We start from the raw sequence: 19,757 nt of genomic DNA, 5'->3' as shown, positions 1-19,757 counted from the left end.
TGCTTTGCAGCACAGCACATAAAAATATGCAAAATTATTTAATTATCAAAAAATTATACAGCCAAATAAAAAAATAATTTTCAAATATTCCCTTCGACTTAAGGCTAATAGAGAGGTTCTAATACAGCTATTGAAGCAGCCGTTTTACGCGGCTTTTTTTGCATTTACCATTAAGACGTTCGACATAACGCTCTAAATGAAGCATCGCTTGATAAAATTTATGCAGGTTTGAATGCTCCACCTGATTACAGATAATCGCTTTATGCAGACGCTTTAAAGCACGGAAACTATGCGCATGGGTATATGGTGTTGATATAATTTTCATTTTACATCCCCTTATTGCGTGATATTTCGCCTAATCCCAAACAATTTAGTCGGATTATCTTAAAGTTTAATCTACTCCCTAGTCCTGACAGGTTGTGTCGAACAATCGACATTTTTTACCATTTTTTAAACTTTATGACCTTTTTTCTATACATTTATTTAAGTTACTTATCATTTTTTATTGTATGCAAAATAAAAGCCAACATGGGTTGGCTTTTAAATATTTAAAACGGGAATGTTTAGATAACTTCAACCACAACCTTTCCGATATGCTCGCCAGTATCCATAATGGCATGTGCATCTTGAATCTGGTCAAACTTAAAAGTTTTATAAATCATAGGTAAGCATTCACCTTTTGCCCAGAGCGGCGCAACCGTTGCTTGCAGGCCTTGTGCTATTTCAGCTTTTTCCGCTGTGTTACGCGCACGCATGGTTGAACCGGTAATGGTCAACCGCTTCATCATGATTTGACCCAGTTTAACTTCTTTGGCTTTTGCCCCGCCCAAAAATGCGATATAAACCAGACGTCCATCACGGCGAAGTAAATTCAAATTACGCTCTAAATAAGGTGCACCCACCATATCTAAAATGACATCGACACCACCATTGTCAGTTTGCTCGTTAATCACTTGCTCGAAGTCTTGAGTCTTATAGTTGATTGCAATAGTTAAATCAGAAATGGCTGCAACTTTTTCATCCGAGCCTACAGTTGCAAAAGTTTTGATGCCAAGTGATTTACACAGCATCAAAGCAGTCGTACCAATCCCGCTCGTTCCACCATGCACCAGTACAGTTTCCCCTGCCTTGGCTTTACCCATCTGGAACACATTTGCCCACACGGTAAAGAAGGTTTCAGGAATAGCCGCAGCCTGTACAAAGCTCACGCCTTCAGGAATACTCAAGGTTTGGCTTTCAGGTACCACGCAATATTCCGCATAACCGCCGCCATTGGTTAAGCCACAGACTTTGTCGCCAACTTTAAACTTAGTAACTTCACTTCCTACAGATTCAATAATACCGGCAACTTCTAGCCCCGGAACAAGTGTCACACCTTTAGGCATTGGGTATAAGCCTTGACGCTGCAAGATATCTGGGCGGTTAATGCCAAATGCATGCACTTTTACCAAGACTTCATCTGCTTTAGCTTCAGGTATTGAAACAGTTTCGTAAGCGAGTTTATCCACGCCGCCCGGTTCAGTGATGATGACTTGTTGCATAGTCGCTTGTGACATAGTTTCTTCCTGATCTATTCATTACTTTTCATGTTTAGCGCTCTATTTGAACATAGAAACAGCCGGGAATGAATAAGCATGGACTTATGTATAATTCAATAACTATTCAGCAAATTGATAATAGGCACAGCATGTTTCAGCTCATCGAATATAATGAAAATAACTTTAGTGACTATGAATGGTTTGATAGTTTTGCAGTGATTCGCTTTTATGCAGACTGGTGTGCGCCTTGCGTGCAGAACTTTCCGATCTTTGAGCAATGTGCGCTGCAAATGTCAGCATTACATAACAATATTAAATTCGGCAAAGTGAATGTAGATCAATCCCCCATTCTGACTTTGCGCTATAACGTGTATGGTCTTCCTTCAACCTTAATTTTTTATCGCGGACAAGTTGTGAAACGCATTGCTGGTGTGAAAAGCCTCGCTGAGCTTAATGCCATCATTGAACAGGTCATTTTCGAACAAACCAATCATTAATTCAGCTTATTCCGAAGTTGATTCATTCGGCAGTGCCACAAATTGCATTAGAAATTTACGCACCAATGGCAGCATCACCAGAATTAGTGGAAATGCCATCAGCCATGACAAGCTCCATGCATGCAGCCACAGAGAAAAGAAGCCATCAACAAAGCCGTTATTCAGCAACATGTTAAAGCAAGAGATTGAACCACTCATGAGGCCTGACAGGATTAAAGGCATCAACCATGTCATATGTTTGGGGTGAAATTTTGGGAGATTATTTTTCATCATTTAACCTAATCTTTTTTTAAATCGTGAATCGAATTACATACGTGCAATTTCTACTGCTGCCTGATCAATCTTTCCGGAGATTTCACGGATTTGCTCTAGGTTCAGTTCAGTATATTGAATCTTCAGGCGCAATGACGTTTTCAAGTTTTCCATCGCACGTTTAATATCGACATACTGTTCGTTGGATTGGATTTGTTGACGGACACTAAAACGAGCCAGCGTCTTTTGTAAAGTGTAATGATGCTCTGTGAGATGTACCTGACCTTGAGCAGTAATGTGATACTGCTTACGATCATCTACAGTGAGGTATGCTTCGGCAAAAGCGTGTTCTTCTAGATAATTGATGGTTGGGCAGATTGTACCTGTGCTTGGCTTGTAGTTACCGCCCACCAATGACAATACATCTTTGATGATGTCATAGCTAAACTTTGATTGTTGGGCGATGAAATGTAGTACCAACAGTTTCATTTCGCCTGCTTCAAACAGGCGTTTTCGTGTATGAAATTTCAAAAATTAAGATATACCTTAATAAAATTAAGATATATCTTAGTATGTTTAAATAAAATTAATCAAATATAAGTTTTAAACCAGATTATGAACGGAGCCCGTTGTTTTAAATTCAAATTTAAAACTCAATTTACGTTCATCTAAAAAACTCAAATAGTCATCTCTCATCAAACAATCAAAGGCTTTTTCACTTATAACATGTCCCTCTAAAATATTAAGGAGTTTTTGTCTAGCATGATCACCCCCACCAAAAAAAGACATAATATCCTTCAAATATTCCGATGGAAGTCTATCTTTAATAATATCTCTGTTTGTATCGGAAAGAATCCAAGTTTGATTAAATATAGAATCAACCTGATAATCTCTTTTTAAAATCTTATCTGCTTCATCTTTATTTCTAATTCCTTTCTCTTGCATAATTTTGTTACGAAGTGCTGCTTTTGGAAAAATATGGTGTAAATCACAGCTATATTTAGCATTTGCACCAACCACTCTGTCTACATCATAAAAATCTTTAGGTTGTTTCAAATTAAGCATAGAGACTATTGTCTTACCTAATGCACCGTTTTTATATGCTTCGCTAAAATCAACTGAAACCTCTTTTAACCATAGGGGCATTCCATCATTGAAAGTAGGTGAATCAAACCAAATCCGCATATCCCGTAAATCTTGATTTTGTTTTGCATCAGATCCTTCTCCATATCTTTGAGTAAGTCCTGCTCCAAAGTACCAAGCTTGTAATTTTTGCTTCCTTAACAACTTTAATGAATTAGTTTTATCTATTATCGGAAACTCTTCTAAAATAACAGCTACTGGTGCTAAAAGAGGACTATATACTAGCCAAGTATCTTTTCCAATAGAAATACATGAACCACAATACTCATCTAAAAGAACACATATATTATTCAAAGCTTGGCATGCCTTACTCCAAGTGTTTTCAATATGAGATTTAGTAATGACTTCTGGCAACGACACAGTTTTAGGACTTACACCTTCAAATAAAGCTATAGTTTGTAATAAATACCTTTTATTATTTTGATCTACCACTCTAATTAGGTCATAGTTTTCCATAACCTCATCGAACATTTGCTTTATCGGGATCTTCTTCGGATACATTGTTGCAACAAGCAAATCAAAAGCACCTAATCTAACGCCCGTAGTATTCATTTTAGTAAATACCTTGCAAATACCTGTTATACCCATTTTCTCTGAAATAAGCACACAAGGAACATTATAATCATAATAATTATCAAATATTCTCATGAGCGGTGCAGATAAAAAATCAACCCATTCGTTATTTACAACTATCTCTTTCTCCAACTGCTCAATAGATTCTTGAACATTCAATTTTGAATGATATTTAATTAAAGTCTGTTGCTCTATAATTTCTTCTTTAATTTGATCTCTAACAGCATTTATTTCATTAGAAAATATTGTCTTATTTTTCAATATATTTAATGGCATTAATCGACTAGACTTACCTCTCAGTCCTTTTAAAATATCATCTTGCTTTTTTAACTTAGTTAATGCTGATACTATATCAATACTCGTATCTATCCATTTTCGTATTGCAAAATCATCTTTAGGCATTCCCTCATTTACCCAACTTTCCTTGATTTTCTTTAAATCTAGATACCAAATATGCCTAGAAGTACCATTAGTCAATTTACTTAATGAAGTAAGACGCTGTTGACCATCCAGAACTAAAAATTTAGGAAGTTTTTCTGGATCCTCAGGAAAAATTTCATGAAAATTACTCCATGCAAATAAAGGATTTTCTTTATTAAGTTCAAGTATTAATAGCGAACCAATAGGATGTCCCAACAATACAGATTCAAATAAACTTTTGATATTTTGATCTTTCCAAACATAGTCACGCTGGAACTCAGGCAATTTATAATCACCATCATAAATATCCTGAATGACACTTGTTAATTTTAAGTCTTTAGATGAAATATTTGACACAAACACCCTCTTTTATTGGCTAGTATTTTGTTTAGCATCTTACCCGATTTGTTTTTATTATGAATAAAAAACCCGCCTTTCAGCGGGTTTTTTAAATCAGCTCAATCTATTAAAGACGAACCAACTCCACAATCTTCTCAGCCAGTTCTTCGACCGACTCTTGCGTGAAGCTTACATCTGTACTTTCTGCAACAGTGGTAATCACCGCAATACCTGTTTCACGAAGCAGTGCAACTTGCGCAGCATCAAGATCAGCTTTCGCAATCGCGACAATACCTTGTTGAAGCAACAAGTTTTCAAGCACTTGCGCATTTTCCAATGCTTTAGCAGATACCGTAATTGACGCAGGCTTTTGACCCAAACGTGCAGCACGGTCTTCCGCTGTGACAGGGTTGCTATGAGCACTCCATTCAACAGACTCTTCCACCATACCCGCACCAATCGTGACGTTATTCAAACGATCAATGAAGATAAACGAACCGGTGTAACGGCTGTCCTGATAACAGTCAAATACCACTGGCGCATCAAATTCAATAGTCACATTGGCAATGGCATTCAGATCAAGGTGATCTACTTGCATGTGCTCAAGTGTATTCACATTAGTACGGAAGTTAATGCCAGTCACTTTGGCCGGAACAGTTTGCGTACCAATTTTGATGTTATACAACTTGCCAATGACCAGCGGTTGATCAGCCATCCAGACCACAGTCGCTTTAACCGAACGCGAAATGGCAGGAATACCCTGATCTGCACGAACCAGCATATTACCGCGTGATACGTCAATTTCATCGTTCAGCGTTAATGTCACTGCTTGACCTGCAAATGCATGTTCAAGGTTGCCATCAAAGGTTACGATTTCTTTAACCGTTGAAGATTTACCTGATGGTAAAGCCACAACTTTATCACCGACATTGATTTCACCCAGCGCAATCGTACCTGCAAAACCACGGAAGTCGAGGTTAGGACGATTCACATATTGCACAGGGAAACGGAAATCACGTTTCGCAGTATCACGGTTAATTTCTACAGACTCAAGCGTACCCATTAAGGTTTCGCCCTTGTACCATGGCGTATTTGGCGACTTGTTCACCACGTTATCGCCATTCAATGCAGAAATAGGCGTAAAGATGATGTTGCTTGGCTTACGGTCACCCAATTGGTTCACGAAGTTTGCATAATCAGCCTGAATTTCATTGAAACGTGCTTCAGAGAATTCAACCAGGTCCATTTTGTTGATTGCAACAATAATGTTCTTAATACCCAGCAAGCTTGCAATATAAGTATGACGACGGGTCTGGGTTTGCACACCATAACGCGCATCAATCAGGATAATCGCAAGGTCACAGGTAGATGCACCTGTCGCCATGTTACGGGTGTATTGCTCATGTCCCGGAGTATCGGCAATGATGAACTTACGCTTTTCAGTAGAGAAATAACGATACGCTACATCAATAGTAATACCCTGCTCACGTTCAGCTTGCAGACCATCGACAAGTAACGCCAAGTCAGGTGCATCACCGGTTGTGCCGACTTTTTTAGAGTCACGGGTAACGGCTTGCAATTGATCTTCATAAATCAATTTTGAATCGTAAAGCAAACGACCAATTAAAGTCGATTTACCATCATCCACGTTACCGCAAGTTAGAAAGCGTAGAAGGTCTTTATTTTCATGCTGTTTTAAATACGCCAAGATATCCTGGCTAATCAATTCTGATTGATGAGACATCGCTCATAGCTCCACAAATTCGTTGAAATCGTTTTAATCCTGAATCTCCCTAAATCCCTCTTTATAAAAGAGGGACTTTTCTCCTCTCTTTAAGAAAGGGAGGTTGGGAGAGATTAATTAGAAGTAACCTTCCTGCTTTTTCTTCTCCATCGAGCCTGCCTCATCATGGTCAATCATACGACCTTGACGTTCAGAGCTTGTGGCTAAAAGCATTTCTTGGATAATTTCCGGCAAGGTGTTAGCAGTTGATTCAACCGCACCCGTTAATGGGTAACAACCTAAAGTACGGAAACGTACCGATTTCATTTGTGGAACTTCGCCCTCTTGTAGAGGCATACGCTCATCATCAATCATAATCAGTGTGCCACTACGTTCAACCACAGGACGTTCTGCAGCCAAATAAAGTGGTACTAATGGAATGCTTTCCAAATAGATGTATTGCCAGATATCCAGCTCAGTCCAGTTTGATAATGGGAACACACGAATACTTTCGCCTTTGTTCACCTTACCATTATAAAGATTCCAAAGTTCTGGACGCTGGTTCTTAGGATCCCAACGGTGTTTCGAATCACGGAATGAGTACACACGTTCCTTGGCACGCGATTTCTCTTCGTCACGGCGTGCGCCACCGAAGGCAGCATCGAAACCATATTTATCAAGTGCCTGTTTCAGACCTTGAGTCTTCATGATGTCAGTATATTTAGAACTACCATGATCAAACGGGTTGATTCCTGCTTCAACACCTTCTTTGTTCTGATGCACGATCAGATCAAAACCGTGAGTTTTTGCCATGTTGTCACGGAACGTGATCATGTCTTTGAATTTCCAGCCCGTATCGACATGCAATAGCGGGAATGGGAGTTTTGCAGGATAGAATGCTTTTAAAGCAAGATGCAGCATCACTGCAGAATCTTTACCAATAGAATACAACATGACCGGATTTTCAAATTCGGCAGCCACTTCACGGATAATGTGAATACTCTCAGCTTCAAGCTGTTTAAGATGAGTAAGTCTTTCCTCAGTTATGGACATTGACAACACCAGCTCAGATCAACGTGTACTTATTACACTTTTAAAAATATATATATTCATTATAGAGATTTAGTTATCACATCTATTGCTTGTTTTATTATATTGATATGCATATTTGTCATATAAAGCTTATCTAATAAAGAGTATAAGTTTTTATTAATGATTCACTTAAATGATGATCTATTATTTTATTCAGATATGACCGTTACCACAAGCCAACATTAAAATGTACAAAATATCATCTGATTGGTTATTCCTCTAAAACATCTATGTAATTCGTACTGAAAATTGCATAGAGTACTCAAATTCCCTCCCATCTCCTATGTTCTTTTGAATTATGCTTACGCTAGACCTTACTCTTGAATCCGTTAAATCCAACCTGGAACAGGCACAGCTTGCAGGTCATATCTATCAACACAATGAGCATTTGCTAATCTTGCAGGAACCATTAAATGATGATGGTTCAATCCTGAATAATTTTGTGCAACATGAACTCACTGCTGACCAGATCGGGCTGCAATTTGGACTAAGACTTTCGGATAACCATGTTGATTTTTTAATGGGGGTCACCCATAGCAACCAAGACCGTAGCTATGAAATTGGTGCGGGTAATCTTAAGGCCGATCAAAAAGCCTTTAACTTGCTGTATGCTTTTTATAACTATCCAAAGGCATTTTATCTGGTGAGCCTGCCACTGACAGCCAATAGCGCCCAGCTTGAACATGCCATTGAAACGCAACTGTTCAGTCAGGCCAAGTTAGATTTCTTGAATACTGCTGTCAAAATCAATCCAATGGGACAACAAGTGAACTGGATGAAAGCCTTTATTCTGCAACAAGCCCTAGAAATGAAAGTCCGTATTCAAACCTGTTTGATGTAATAGCTGTTATTCAAGATACCTGTCATTCAAATCATGCAAAATAGCTCAGTGGATGATGGGTATCTGTTTACTTCAACCAGATCATTCCCTGTCAGCACAACCAAATACTCTCTTTAAAAAACAATAAAACGATAAAATGCCAATGACTTTGAATCATGATTGACTGAAATCAAGTACTTTTTTTAGACATCCCTTCACTTCAATGTTATCTTTAATAACGTTTACTTTGAAATAAAAACCAATAATTTTTAATTATTTATAGCAAGAGAGATAGAGAAAAACCCATGTGGGAACTTATTACACATCCCTCGAACCTGATTTTTAGCGTGGCAATTTGCCTGATGCTATTTCTGGGAGCGTTAGAACTGACTTTACTGGTCTTGGGCGGAGGTTCTCAAGGCTTCCTGGATCAATTCTTTCCAGACGACTTCACCTCACCGCAACATGCTGAACTCGGTATTGATGCCGATCAGAGTATTTTTACTCAAGTTCTAAATTGGCTGTATGTGGGTCGTGTGCCATTTTTTGTCTGGCTGATTACTTTCCTCACCCTTTATGGTTTAACCGGTTTTATTCTGCAAAGTATTTTCCATCATTTTACTGCACACTTTTTTAGTATCTGGATCATAGCGCCGGCCTGTCTGTTTCTGTGTATGCCTCTGGTGCGTTATAGCAGCATGATCATGGTGAAAATTTTACCCAAAGATGAAACCACAGCAATTTACAGTGATGAACTGATTGGTCGCACTGCCCTGATTATTTTAGGTGAAGCCAAACCCAATTCACCTGCGCAAGCCAAAGTTCAAGACCAGTTTGGCCACACCCACTATATTTTGGTGGAACCTGAACAAGATGAAATTTTTACTCAGGGTCAGTCTGTAGTGCTGACTCAAAAAACCAAAAATGGTTTTCAAGCCATTATTTTTTAATTTTTTCTTTATAAAACAATTGAGATAACAATGTTAACGTCCAACTTATATAGCATTTTAATTATTACCGGGGTGATTTTTGCAGCTCTGGTGATTATCGGCATTATTATTGCCCGGCTTTATCGTCGTTCCAGTAAAGAAATTTCTTTTGTACGTACCGGTTTTGGGGGCGAAAAGGTGATTTTAGGGGGTGGTGCCATTGTACTGCCTGTGCTGCATGAAATTATTCCAGTCAACATGAACACCTTGCGTCTGGAAGTGCGTCGTGCTGATGACCAAGCCTTAATTACCCGCGACCGTATGCGTGTCGATGTCATGGCTGAATTTTATGTCCGGGTAAAACCAACGGCCGATTCTATTGCAACGGCGGCACAAACCCTCGGGCAAAAAACCATGTCGCCCAATGAACTGAAAAATTTGGTCGAAGGGAAATTTGTAGATTCGTTACGTGCTGTGGCTGCAGAAATGGCTATGGAAGAACTCCATGAAAAACGTGTCGACTTTGTCCAGAAAGTACAGCAAGTGGTCTCTGAAGATTTGCATAAAAATGGTTTAGAATTAGAAACGGTTTCTTTGACAGGTTTAGATCAAACCGGGTTTAAATACTTCAACCCGCAAAATGCCTTCGATGCAGAAGGCCTAACCAAACTCACTGAAACGATTGAAGATCGTCGTCGTAAGCGTAACCATATTGAGCAGGATACTGATCTGGCAATTAAAACCAAAAATTTGGAAGCTGAACAGGCACGCTTACAGATTCTGCGTGAAGAAGAATATGCAAAAATGCAGCAAGAGCGTGAAATTTCTATTCGTAAGGCTGAACAACTGGCAGAAATTGCGACACAGGAAGCGGCTAAAAAACGTGAAGCTGAAGAAGCACAAATTGCTGCTGAACGTGAAGTTGAACTGAAACGTATTTTGGCTGCACGTGATGTTGAAAATGAAAACATTCAAAAAGCACAGCTGATTCAAAAAGCCCAAGTAGAACAGAAAAAAACCATTGAACTGGCAGAGCAAGATCGTGCCATTGCCATTGCAGAAAAATCCCGTGCCGAATCTGAAGCCAAAGCTCAGGCCGATCAGGCGCGTGCTGAAGCTGTAAAGGCAGAAGAACAAGTATTGACCGTTCGTGAAACACAGCGTGCAGAACGTGAAAAGGCTGTTGAACTGGTTGCAGCCAAACAGGCAGCAGAAAAAGATGCCATTGCCATTACTGTTGCAGCCGAAGCGGGTAAGAAAGCTGCAGTTGATGAAGCTGATGCTATTCGTACAGCTGCTGAAGCTGAAGCTGAAAAAGTTCGGTTAAAAGCCAAAGGTGAAGCCGATGCAAAAGTGTTACTTGCGCAAGCCATGGAAAAACAATACCAGGTCGATGCTGATGGTACGCGTGCAGTCAATGAAGCGAATAATATCTTGTCAACTGAACAGGTTGAAATGCAGATTCGTCTGGCCTTATTGAAATATTTACCAGACATCATTCGTGAAAGCGTTAAACCGATGGAAAATATTGATGACATCAAGATTTTGCAAGTGAGTGGTTTAGGCGGTGTCGGTGGTCAACATACAGCAGGTGAACCCACCTATGAACAGGGACAGATTGCCTTATCTGACCAGGTGGTGAACAGTGCTTTACGTTATCGTAGTCAAGCCCCACTTATTGATAGCCTGATGAATGAACTGGGTATTCAAGGTGGTGACATTAATGGCTTGACTCAAAGTTTAAAACCGCAAGCCACTGAATCGAGATAAATTTTTCCAAGCAATAAAAAATGCAGTCTTAACGGCTGCATTTTTTATTTAAATTGCATCAATTTTATACAATTACCCTGCATAAACTCACTTGAGTAATGCCTGTAGAACGCTACATTAACTGCTGATATGACCTATATAGAGCATAATAATGACTCACTCTATTTACCCGTGCCTGTGGTTTGGAAAAAATGCCCAAGCGGCCTTTGAATGGTATTGTTCTATTTTTCCGCATAGTCACATGATTGAAACCAATGAGTATGCGGCAAAAGCAAATTTTGCAGGCGTACCCTTTCTAGGGATTAACGGTGGTCCTACTTTTCACCCCAACCCTGCCATTTCCTTTATGGTCATCTGTGAAAACCAAACCGAGATTGATCACTTGTGGAATCAGTTAATCGAAGGTGGTTCTAGCTTAATGGAATTAGGCCCATATACCTGGAGTGATTATTACGGCTGGTTGCAAGATCAATATGGTTTTAGCTGGCAGCTCTATTTAGGCAAATTATCGGATGTCAATCAGCAAAAAATTGTTCCAACACTCATGTATTGCGGCGCATATCAGGGGCAATGTCTGGCTGCCTTGAATTTTTATCAAAGTCTGTTTCACAATTTTCGCACACAAGGCATTTTAAAATACAGCGAAGGCGAATATGCCGGACAAGTGAAACATGCCCAAGTGATCGCCAATCACTTCACCCTGATGGCCATGGATAGTGGCATTCCCCAGCCGTTTGAATTTAATGAAGCGGTCTCTTTGATCATTGAATGTGAAAATCAGGCCGAGATTGATTATTACTGGAATAGCATTACGCTAAAAGGCATCGAAAACCAATGTAGCTGGTGCAAAGATCAGTTTGGAGTAAGCTGGCAAATTCACCCTGAAAATTTGAGTGAAATTCTCAAGCAGAACCCACGCGCACAAGCAGCAGTATTTAAAATGAAAAAGCTGGTGATTCATGATTTGATCCATGCCTGACCACTTCACAATAGGGTGACTTCATCATAAAACAACCATCAATAAATTGATATTTTTGGAAAACTCAATAGATAATAAGAGCGAGTATAACAATGAATAATTTAAAAAATTTATACCGGAACAGGTTTAGCCGCTGTCTGTATTGGAGCTTAAGCTGGCTGCCACTGTCTACACACGCTGCAGATCTTGTGCAAATCAAATCCCATCCTATTGATGCAATTGTGCAGCAAAACCTGACACAAAAATCAGTCGCGCCGCCATTAAAAAAAACCGGCAAAATCGATCAGATGCGTATCATGCATATCGATATTGACTATGTGTTTGATAAAGATAAAGCACAGCAGCAAAAAAATATTCGAAATTTAATCCAGAGGATTAACCTGATTCAACCCAATACCATTTTTTTGCAAGCCTTTGCTGATCCCGATGCAAATGGTTCAGCCGATCAGGTGTACTTTAAAAACCGCCACATCCCTACCAGAGACAATCTTTTTCCTCTTTTGGTCAGCCAGATTCGTAACAAGACCCAGGTCAAGCATGTTTATGCCTGGTTACCTTTAATGTCATGGGAGTTTCCAAAACGTTACAAACTGACTTATGTTTCACATAATGAAGGTGGAAAACAGGGCTATATTCGGGTTTCCCCATTTGATCCGAAAAACCTTCAATATGTTTCTGAGATTTATTTAGATTTTTTCAAATCAAATGTAGTAGATGGAGTACTCTATCATGATGATGTCACGCTGAATGATTATGAAGACAGCTCTGCACCAGCACAAAGTATGTACCAGACTTGGGGATTTAGTGCAGATCAATTATTAAAACAGCCTCGGCAATCTAAGCAATTACAATTTGCAAAATTCAAAACAGCGTATCTGGATCAATTTGCCGCAGGCATTACCAAAATCATTAAACAACAACAGCCTCATCTACTGACTGCACGCAATATGTATGCACCAGTGGTATTAGAGCCTCGTAGTGAAAACTGGTTTAGCCAGTCCATGCCAAGTACTTATCAATATTATGATTACAATGCCATTATGGCGATGCCTTATATGGAAGAAGCGGATGACCATCAACAGTTCTATTTGGACCTTATACAACGGTCAAAAAAATACGACCCGGATTTGAGTCATACAATCTTTGAACTTCAAGCATTGAATTGGAGAAATAACAAAAAGCTCTCCACCGAGGAAATTGTGGATACCATCAAGTTTTTAGAAAAACACGGGGTAAAACATATTGGTTATTACCCCGATGATTTTGTACAGGAACATCCTCAGCCTTCTAAGCTGAAATCCGCTTTTTTAACTGGTGATTAGTCTCAAAAAACTCCAATAACCCTTTATTGTTATAATAAAGGGTTAAATTCCTGGCCTGTTGCATATTGATAATATCTGCCGTATTCACCTTAAAACTATTGGCAAGTTTGGGCACTGCGACCGCTAATGGGGTTTTTCTACGGTCCTTGCCTGAAAAGCGAGCCCAGTTATAAGTGGCCCAAAGCAATAGCGCAACAATAAAGCTTAAAATCATCACCACAATATTCATTAAACTTAATTGGCTATTGGGTTGAGCTTGTATGACCAGTTGCTCATAAATGGTTTGACCCTCAAACCACCAAAAAAACAGGGTCAACACTGGCATAAATAACCACATGAACATAAACCAGCCGACGATTTGCAAACTGTAACCCACACTTTTATTACGTACATATTCAGGTTGATCAATATACTCGGGTAGTTCTAATTTTGACTCATCTTCAATTAAATAATATTTATATACTTTAGTCATTTTCTGGCGCTCCTCTAAATCCACGATCTGGGCTTACCCAACGTGCACGTTTTTGAGTCTTGAAAATCGTTTTAGGTAATGCAACCACTGTCGTCAGCATCGTCAAAATCCAGAAGAACAGTGGATACCAAATGACCCAAAAATAGTTCCTGAACATTCGGGCTTTATCATAGGGTTTATCGATACATAAACTAACAAAGAATTGAATAAGGCAGGTTACACCCAGAATAATCCCGTACCATTGTGGAAAGAGAGATTGTATTGCCCACTCTCCGGGTAAAGAAAAAAACAGGCCATAGAGATATAGGATAATAATACCGAACATCACATATGCCCAAACCACACTGATAATGGATTCAAGCGCAATAGGCCACATACGGCGTCGATTCCACCTAAACAAGCTCGGTAAATAAGCAAATAAGACCTCTACCCCTCCTTGTGCCCAACGCAAACGCTGTTTCCACAAACCATTGAAGGTTTCAGGCATATAGATGTAACACAATGCTCTTGGGACATATTGCAAATCCCAATGATCGAACTGTAAACGCCATGATACATCGATATCCTCTGTAATCATGTCATCACGCCAATATCCAATCCGGTCTAGTGCCGTTTTACGAAAACCAACTATTGCGCCTGAAACAGTAAAGATGCGCCCATAGGTACGTTGTGCACGTTTAATTAATCCAATAATAGAAGAGAATTCACCAACCTGAATTTTGCCCAGAATACTGGAGCGGTTCAAAATACGTGGATTCCCCGTGACTGCCCCAACCCGTGGATAATGGGTTAAATGATGCATCATCCATACCACTGCATGTGGATGTATTAAGGCATCACCATCTATACAAACCAGATATTCATTTTGACTCACCATTGCCCCGGCACGTAAAGCATAGGCTTTGCCTTGGTTTTCAGCCAAATGAACAACTCTGAGTTTCGGATATTTCTGCAAAAGCTCATCTAGAATTTCGGCAGTTTTATCCTGACTACCATCGTTCACAGCAATGACTTCAAAATTCGGATACTGAGTTTGCATGGCAAATTTAATGGTATCCCTAACCTGTGCAGCCTCATTAAAACAAGGAATAATGATACTGCATCCATGTTCGCTGGGATGAGGTAATACCGGTTTCTTGCGTTCATGTTTTAGGTAAAACCAGATTCCACCTGCAATCCAAAGCCAAGCCATAAATAATGGGTAAAAAAAAGCAAAACCAAAATATAAATCACTAATTTTAAATAAACTTATGTCTTCCATCATTTCCTCCCCTTCGCAGTATTATTTTCATAGGGATTACGATAAGTGAGTGGGCTGGTATTAATACTCAAGTCTTTGTAAAGATGCTCTTGAACTTGCTGTCCAGCCTTCAATTGATAATTATTAATCCCAATTTTTTGTACGGATAATTTCTTTAATTCCTGATAATATTGCGAATATTCTTTCCAATCGCTTTTTTTAGCATCCTGATTTACGGTAAAACTAACAATTAAATACTGTTTTTGTTGAGGGTTTAATTTTTCGAGTTGTTTTTCTACTGCTCTAAATATTCCAGAATCTTTGACCGGATCGAATTCAACATAAAGAAAATCATTATTATTTAAACTATATTCCATCAAAGGCATTAACCCATCTACATGTTTATCCTTTAAGGTGATTTTCAAAACAGTTTGATAGTTATTACTGATATTGGTGTAATATTTTGCTTGTTTTTTAGCTTGCTCTTTTATGTCAAAAACCTGTTTTATTTTTTGAGCACATTGCGCATCCCAAGTCTTTTGCTGTATCGCACAATTGAATTCATCTCCAGTATCGATCATTAAACCTTCAACTGAAGAATTATATTTAACTAATTCCGCAGTTAGATCTGCAAAATTGAGTCCCTGTTTTGTTTGTAAACTGATCGGCAATTCCGCATATACCCGATTACCTACACGGGTACGTGCTTGCCAAACCATACGATTTAATAAATCTTGACGCATGCCTAATTGACGATTTGGGAAATAGGCAACATCTATTTTTCCATCACCATTCTCATCCGCTACGGTTTTTAATAAAATAGTATTGGTTTGTAATGCATTAATCTGATCTAAAAATTGCCCAAGTTTTTGATCAAAAACTTGATTATTTGTGCTGACCATTTCAGCCAAATCAAAACGGATATAACTTCTACGCTGTTTATGAATATCACTGGCAAAAGTCAAGAAATCCAGCATTTCTGCATGCAGCATTTCAGGAGTTGGATTATTCATTACCAGTGCACGTTGATAGGTTTGTCCCGAATCAGCCAGGGTTGACATACTCCCCAAGCTAAATGACATAGGCAAACCAGCTTTTTCTGCAAGTACTTCACTTTCCTTGGTCACGGCACCATAAGGCCAGAATATAGCTCTTGTATCTGTTCCCAATTCAGTGTCTAAAATTTTCTTAGACTGTGTTAAATCTTCTATGACCCGTTTTTGATAGGCTGGATCAGATTCATAACGTTGATATTTTGGCAAAAATTGACGTGTAATTGCCGCAGGCTGCATACTTTGTTGTGGATTGGCAAGTATGCCCTTATGCATATTGTCCGAATGTGAAACAAACTCTACCAGACCTGAGCGCTGCATTTCACGCATTTGATCCCAAGACATTAAGCTGTTTTGACCATAGGCCTCATAAGCATCTTTGGTATTACCGTTAATCCAGCTTGTCGGAATAGCAAAAGCAGCGAAATATTTATACTGTTTCAATAATGGAAAAACACGGGTATAACTACTAAGTGCTCCATCATCAAATGTTAATAACACTGATTTTTTAGGTAATTTTATTTTCTTTTGCCGAGCCTCCCACACATCTTGCAAACTGATAACTTGCCATCCTTCCTGTTTTAGCCATGCAAAATAGCGTCCTAAATTTTTAGTACTAATGGCATACAGATCCCGATCTCCTTCGCGGGCCACATCATCCCGAACATCATGAAAAGTAATGGTAATAAATAAATTGTCAGGTATTTCAGTGGTATTTTTGGTTATATTTTGAGCAAAACTCGCTGCTGGAAAGGCGCATACCGTTACCATGACAGCAGAAAGTAAAGTTTTTATCACTTGTTTCATTAAAAAATTCCTTTAAAGCCCACTGTTGCGTAAGTTTTTTCTTCATCTTCACCATCATAAGGATGTGTTCCCCATCCTATGCCATAGTTCAGACTCCATGTCCGGGAAACCTGCCAATCATGCTGATAAAAAACGTTATAAATTGGTTTTGCGGAATAATTATCTTGTCCAAAAGTTCCAACGCTAGCTTCAAAATGTTGCGTGAAATCGCGATCATATCTACGCCAAGTAATCCATTCATGCTTCAAAGTTAATTCTGCACTGTAACTTTCTTCAGGATTGAAATAGTCAACAATGACATCTTCGTTCTGGCTGTAATAACCAGCCAAAGTCAAACTGGTAAGATGATGCGGGGCTTGGAAAATCCGTTGATTCAAATATGCTGAAACCTCTTGGCGTGTATTATCATCATCAATGTCGGTTAACTGATAGACAAGCCCAGCTTTACGGGATTCATGCTGTTGCCAGTTCAAATCAAAAGTATAAGATTTTCCTTCATTACCATTTCTGATGGCCTGTAATGGAATATCCGCCTGACTATTAAATCCAAAGGCATACTGCCAATGATCATTCAACCATTGTGACCAATTGACCTTAACCCCAAAGCGATCTTGATCCTGCTCATTATCTATACTCTGAGACAACATGACATTCACTGCCTTACGACGCGATGCCCATTCCAGCCCCAGACCTACGCGTTGATCTTCAATTGTGCCCGTATCATATTCACCAGACCGGAAACTGTGATCAACATAGGTACGATAATTATCAAAAAACCATGGACTGTGAATGCGTGTTAAATGATCCTGCTCCCGGTTCCCTCTCAAACGATTGAGCAAAGCCGAGTTATCAGAGTCACTTTCTGAAAAATTACTCAGATGTTGAATAGAGGCATGATTACGGTCATTAAGTTGTTTTTTATTTTTTACTACGGTCGTATCTTCAGGCATAGTTTGCATGAGTTCAGCACTTTCGAGACGCCATTGCTGGATATTTTCCAAAGCTTGTAGGTTTTCTAAATGGCGGATTCGGATTCCTTCATCTACCGGCATGACTCCATCCCATTGAGATACAATCCATTCGGCACGTTGCGGGTTTTCTCGTAACAGTTGAATAAATGCACGATTATTTTGAAAAAGTACGTTATTGGGTGCTTTTGCAACTAGCTCTTCATAGTATTGTTCTGCTTTGGCATAGTCTTGACGATAGGCATAATTAAGCCCGACTAAAGCTAAATATTCACTCCTGTCATCATGGGTAACTCTATCCACACCTTTAGCATTACTGTATTGGAAAGTAGGTAATACTTTGTCCATCTCTTTAAGTAATTGATCAGCTTCTTTATATTTTTCCTGTTCAATTAACGAGTAATATAAACCTGCATAGAGTTCAAAATGAGCATAGTTCTTTTCATTCAATAAGCTTTTATAAATTTTTTCAGCTATTTGAGGTTGTTGATTCTTAAAGTAAGCATCTGCAATCGCTTGACGCACGTAAGGAGGCATTTGCTCTATAGGCACTCCAGTTTTTGGAATTTGCTCAAATACTTTTTTAGAGCGATTTCGTTCGTTTAAGGCATAAATATATTCATAGTAAAAACGTCGCTTCCAATTAGGATCATTCGGCAATTGCGATTCGTATTGCTCCATATCTGCAAGCACTGCATCGAGTTGCTGATACGGCTGTTTTCGTCCGCGATAAATTGAAAGCTTATAATATTCCACGGCATTTTGAATCCGCTGGGAAAATTCGTTAATTTTGGCATTGGCTCTAAGGTCAGTATTTTCTTTTAGCGATTTACTATTTTGTATGAAGTTTTCAGCATTGGCGTAATCTGCATTGTCCAGTAATGCCAATGCATACTGTTCTTCTGTACTAATATCCTTGCTCTTTTCAATCGCCAGATTAGCCGTATTCAATGCCTCAACAGGCATATTCAGCCTCCGGTAAGTATAAGAAAGCTGTGCTAAATAATCTGCTTCGACCTGATTAACATCAACTTTAGAAAGTGTCTTTTTCGCCTCAGCCGTTTTACCCGCTTCCGCTTGCAAGATACCGATCCATACTGTCCATATCTGATTTTGATCAATTTGGGCGAATTTTTTTGCCCAATATTCAGCTAATTCAAATTTTTTTAAATCCCGCAAGGCTTTAAGCACATTGACTTTTCCATAGCCTGGAAATTCTTGACTTTGTATGCCCTTAAGATATCGAATATCCGACTCTGTAAACTTTTTATTTTCATAGGCCATCACCACAAAATCAGCAATCAATTTCTGATTATTGGGATAACGGGCCAATAATTGTCTGAGCTTTTGTAATCCAGGCTCCACCTGGCCCTCTTTAATTAAGGGTACAATTTTTTCACGCTGTTGATCCACAACGTCCTTATAGATCAATTCTGAGTATGACAATGTAGAAAACAGTAAAGTCCCACAAGAGATCGAGAGTACAGTGAAATTAAAGTTCATAATTAAAATATTCTTTATTCATTGTTATTAAAGATCACATTGTAATCCACAATATATAAATAAAAGACTGGATTAACAAAAAAATGTGTTTCGTTTTGTGTTTTTTATTATTTTATGTGATATATATCACATTATTTTAATTGTGAAATATACTAGTTTTTTTTTCTTGTTGCTTTACTTTAACGGCAATATTTTGCTTATTCAACAAGTATATTTTTTATACAATCATCAATTTTAATCTTCTACTAAAATACCTCTTCTCATGAACTACCACTTTATATTAAGTTCTTAAATGGCTGATATCATCCCAATTGTCAA

17 protein-coding genes are annotated in these 19,757 nt (G+C 38.7%); 6 read left to right on the top strand and 11 right to left on the bottom strand.

The window, feature by feature from the left end:
• Positions 1-127: 127 nt before the first annotated feature.
• Positions 128-325: a hypothetical protein gene (locus ACE01R_RS04480; RefSeq protein WP_395547568.1), complete on the bottom strand. Its 198-nt coding sequence runs from the start codon at positions 323-325 to the stop codon at positions 128-130.
• A gap of 238 nt (positions 326-563) precedes the next feature.
• Positions 564-1,556, bottom strand: coding sequence for an NAD(P)H-quinone oxidoreductase (locus tag ACE01R_RS04475; RefSeq protein ID WP_395547566.1), 993 nt, complete (start codon positions 1,554-1,556; stop codon positions 564-566).
• A gap of 131 nt (positions 1,557-1,687) precedes the next feature.
• On the opposite strand from ACE01R_RS04475, the gene ACE01R_RS04470 reads away from it, so the two are divergent.
• Entirely contained in the window at positions 1,688-2,035 is a 348-nt protein-coding gene (locus ACE01R_RS04470; RefSeq protein WP_395547560.1) for a thioredoxin family protein, read from the top strand.
• Between the two features lie 6 nt (positions 2,036-2,041).
• Here ACE01R_RS04470 and ACE01R_RS04465 read toward each other — a convergent pair whose 3' ends face one another.
• The 5 genes from ACE01R_RS04465 to cysD form a co-directional block, all read right to left on the bottom strand.
• Positions 2,042-2,305 carry a DUF2798 domain-containing protein gene (locus tag ACE01R_RS04465; RefSeq protein WP_395547542.1) on the bottom strand — a complete coding sequence of 88 codons (264 nt, stop codon included), beginning with the start codon at positions 2,303-2,305 and terminating at the stop codon, positions 2,042-2,044.
• Between the two features lie 36 nt (positions 2,306-2,341).
• A complete protein-coding gene (locus ACE01R_RS04460) occupies positions 2,342-2,776 on the bottom strand; it encodes a PadR family transcriptional regulator (RefSeq protein WP_395547982.1) in 435 nt (144 codons plus the stop codon).
• Between the two features lie 114 nt (positions 2,777-2,890).
• Positions 2,891-4,780, bottom strand: coding sequence for a DUF262 domain-containing protein (locus tag ACE01R_RS04455; protein ID WP_395547523.1), 1,890 nt, complete (start codon positions 4,778-4,780; stop codon positions 2,891-2,893).
• Between the two features lie 109 nt (positions 4,781-4,889).
• Positions 4,890-6,506, bottom strand: coding sequence for a sulfate adenylyltransferase subunit CysN (gene cysN, locus ACE01R_RS04450; RefSeq protein ID WP_395547516.1), 1,617 nt, complete (start codon positions 6,504-6,506; stop codon positions 4,890-4,892).
• A gap of 117 nt (positions 6,507-6,623) precedes the next feature.
• On the bottom strand, positions 6,624-7,532 hold the full coding sequence (gene cysD, locus ACE01R_RS04445; RefSeq protein WP_349929742.1) for a sulfate adenylyltransferase subunit CysD: 909 nt from the start codon (positions 7,530-7,532) through the stop codon (positions 6,624-6,626).
• A gap of 343 nt (positions 7,533-7,875) precedes the next feature.
• On the opposite strand from cysD, the gene ACE01R_RS04440 reads away from it, so the two are divergent.
• The 5 genes from ACE01R_RS04440 (at position 7,876) to pgaB (ACE01R_RS04420) (ending at position 13,397) form a co-directional block, all read left to right on the top strand.
• Complete coding sequence (locus ACE01R_RS04440; protein WP_395547458.1) at positions 7,876-8,418, top strand: hypothetical protein; 543 nt, start codon at positions 7,876-7,878, stop codon at positions 8,416-8,418.
• A gap of 284 nt (positions 8,419-8,702) precedes the next feature.
• Positions 8,703-9,347: a YqiJ family protein gene (locus tag ACE01R_RS04435; RefSeq protein WP_395547440.1), complete on the top strand. Its 645-nt coding sequence runs from the start codon at positions 8,703-8,705 to the stop codon at positions 9,345-9,347.
• 30 nt (positions 9,348-9,377) lie between these two features.
• Entirely contained in the window at positions 9,378-11,096 is a 1,719-nt protein-coding gene (locus ACE01R_RS04430; protein WP_395547422.1) for a flotillin domain-containing protein, read from the top strand.
• 151 nt (positions 11,097-11,247) lie between these two features.
• Positions 11,248-12,075 (top strand): VOC family protein, encoded by an 828-nt coding sequence (locus ACE01R_RS04425; protein WP_395547406.1) that lies wholly within the window; start codon positions 11,248-11,250, stop codon positions 12,073-12,075.
• 92 nt (positions 12,076-12,167) lie between these two features.
• Positions 12,168-13,397: a poly-beta-1,6-N-acetyl-D-glucosamine N-deacetylase PgaB gene (pgaB, locus tag ACE01R_RS04420; RefSeq protein WP_395547380.1), complete on the top strand. Its 1,230-nt coding sequence runs from the start codon at positions 12,168-12,170 to the stop codon at positions 13,395-13,397.
• Here pgaB (ACE01R_RS04420) and pgaD read toward each other — a convergent pair.
• From pgaD to pgaA, 4 genes are read right to left on the bottom strand one after another with little or no spacing between them, the layout of a single operon-like run.
• Entirely contained in the window at positions 13,363-13,869 is a 507-nt protein-coding gene (gene pgaD, locus ACE01R_RS04415) for a poly-beta-1,6-N-acetyl-D-glucosamine biosynthesis protein PgaD (protein ID WP_395547341.1), read from the bottom strand. The two genes, pgaB (ACE01R_RS04420) and pgaD, sit on opposite strands and share 35 nt — an antisense overlap.
• A complete protein-coding gene (pgaC, locus tag ACE01R_RS04410; RefSeq protein WP_395547330.1) occupies positions 13,862-15,133 on the bottom strand; it encodes a poly-beta-1,6-N-acetyl-D-glucosamine synthase in 1,272 nt (423 codons plus the stop codon). The genes pgaD and pgaC overlap by 8 nt, the downstream gene beginning before the upstream one ends.
• Positions 15,130-16,968 (bottom strand): poly-beta-1,6-N-acetyl-D-glucosamine N-deacetylase PgaB, encoded by a 1,839-nt coding sequence (pgaB, locus tag ACE01R_RS04405; protein WP_395547308.1) that lies wholly within the window; start codon positions 16,966-16,968, stop codon positions 15,130-15,132. Before pgaB (ACE01R_RS04405) ends, pgaC begins: the two co-directional genes overlap by 4 nt.
• Positions 16,968-19,439 carry a poly-beta-1,6 N-acetyl-D-glucosamine export porin PgaA gene (pgaA, locus tag ACE01R_RS04400; protein ID WP_395547284.1) on the bottom strand — a complete coding sequence of 824 codons (2,472 nt, stop codon included), beginning with the start codon at positions 19,437-19,439 and terminating at the stop codon, positions 16,968-16,970. Before pgaA ends, pgaB (ACE01R_RS04405) begins: the two co-directional genes overlap by 1 nt.
• Positions 19,440-19,757 lie beyond the last annotated feature (318 nt).

Origin of the sequence: Acinetobacter sp. BSP-28 (assembly GCF_044130285.1) — a bacterium.
In the GTDB taxonomy this organism is placed as follows: Bacteria; Pseudomonadota; Gammaproteobacteria; order Pseudomonadales; family Moraxellaceae; genus Acinetobacter.
Note: the sequence above shows the minus strand (reverse complement) of the source record. Positions and strands in the feature narration are given on the sequence as shown.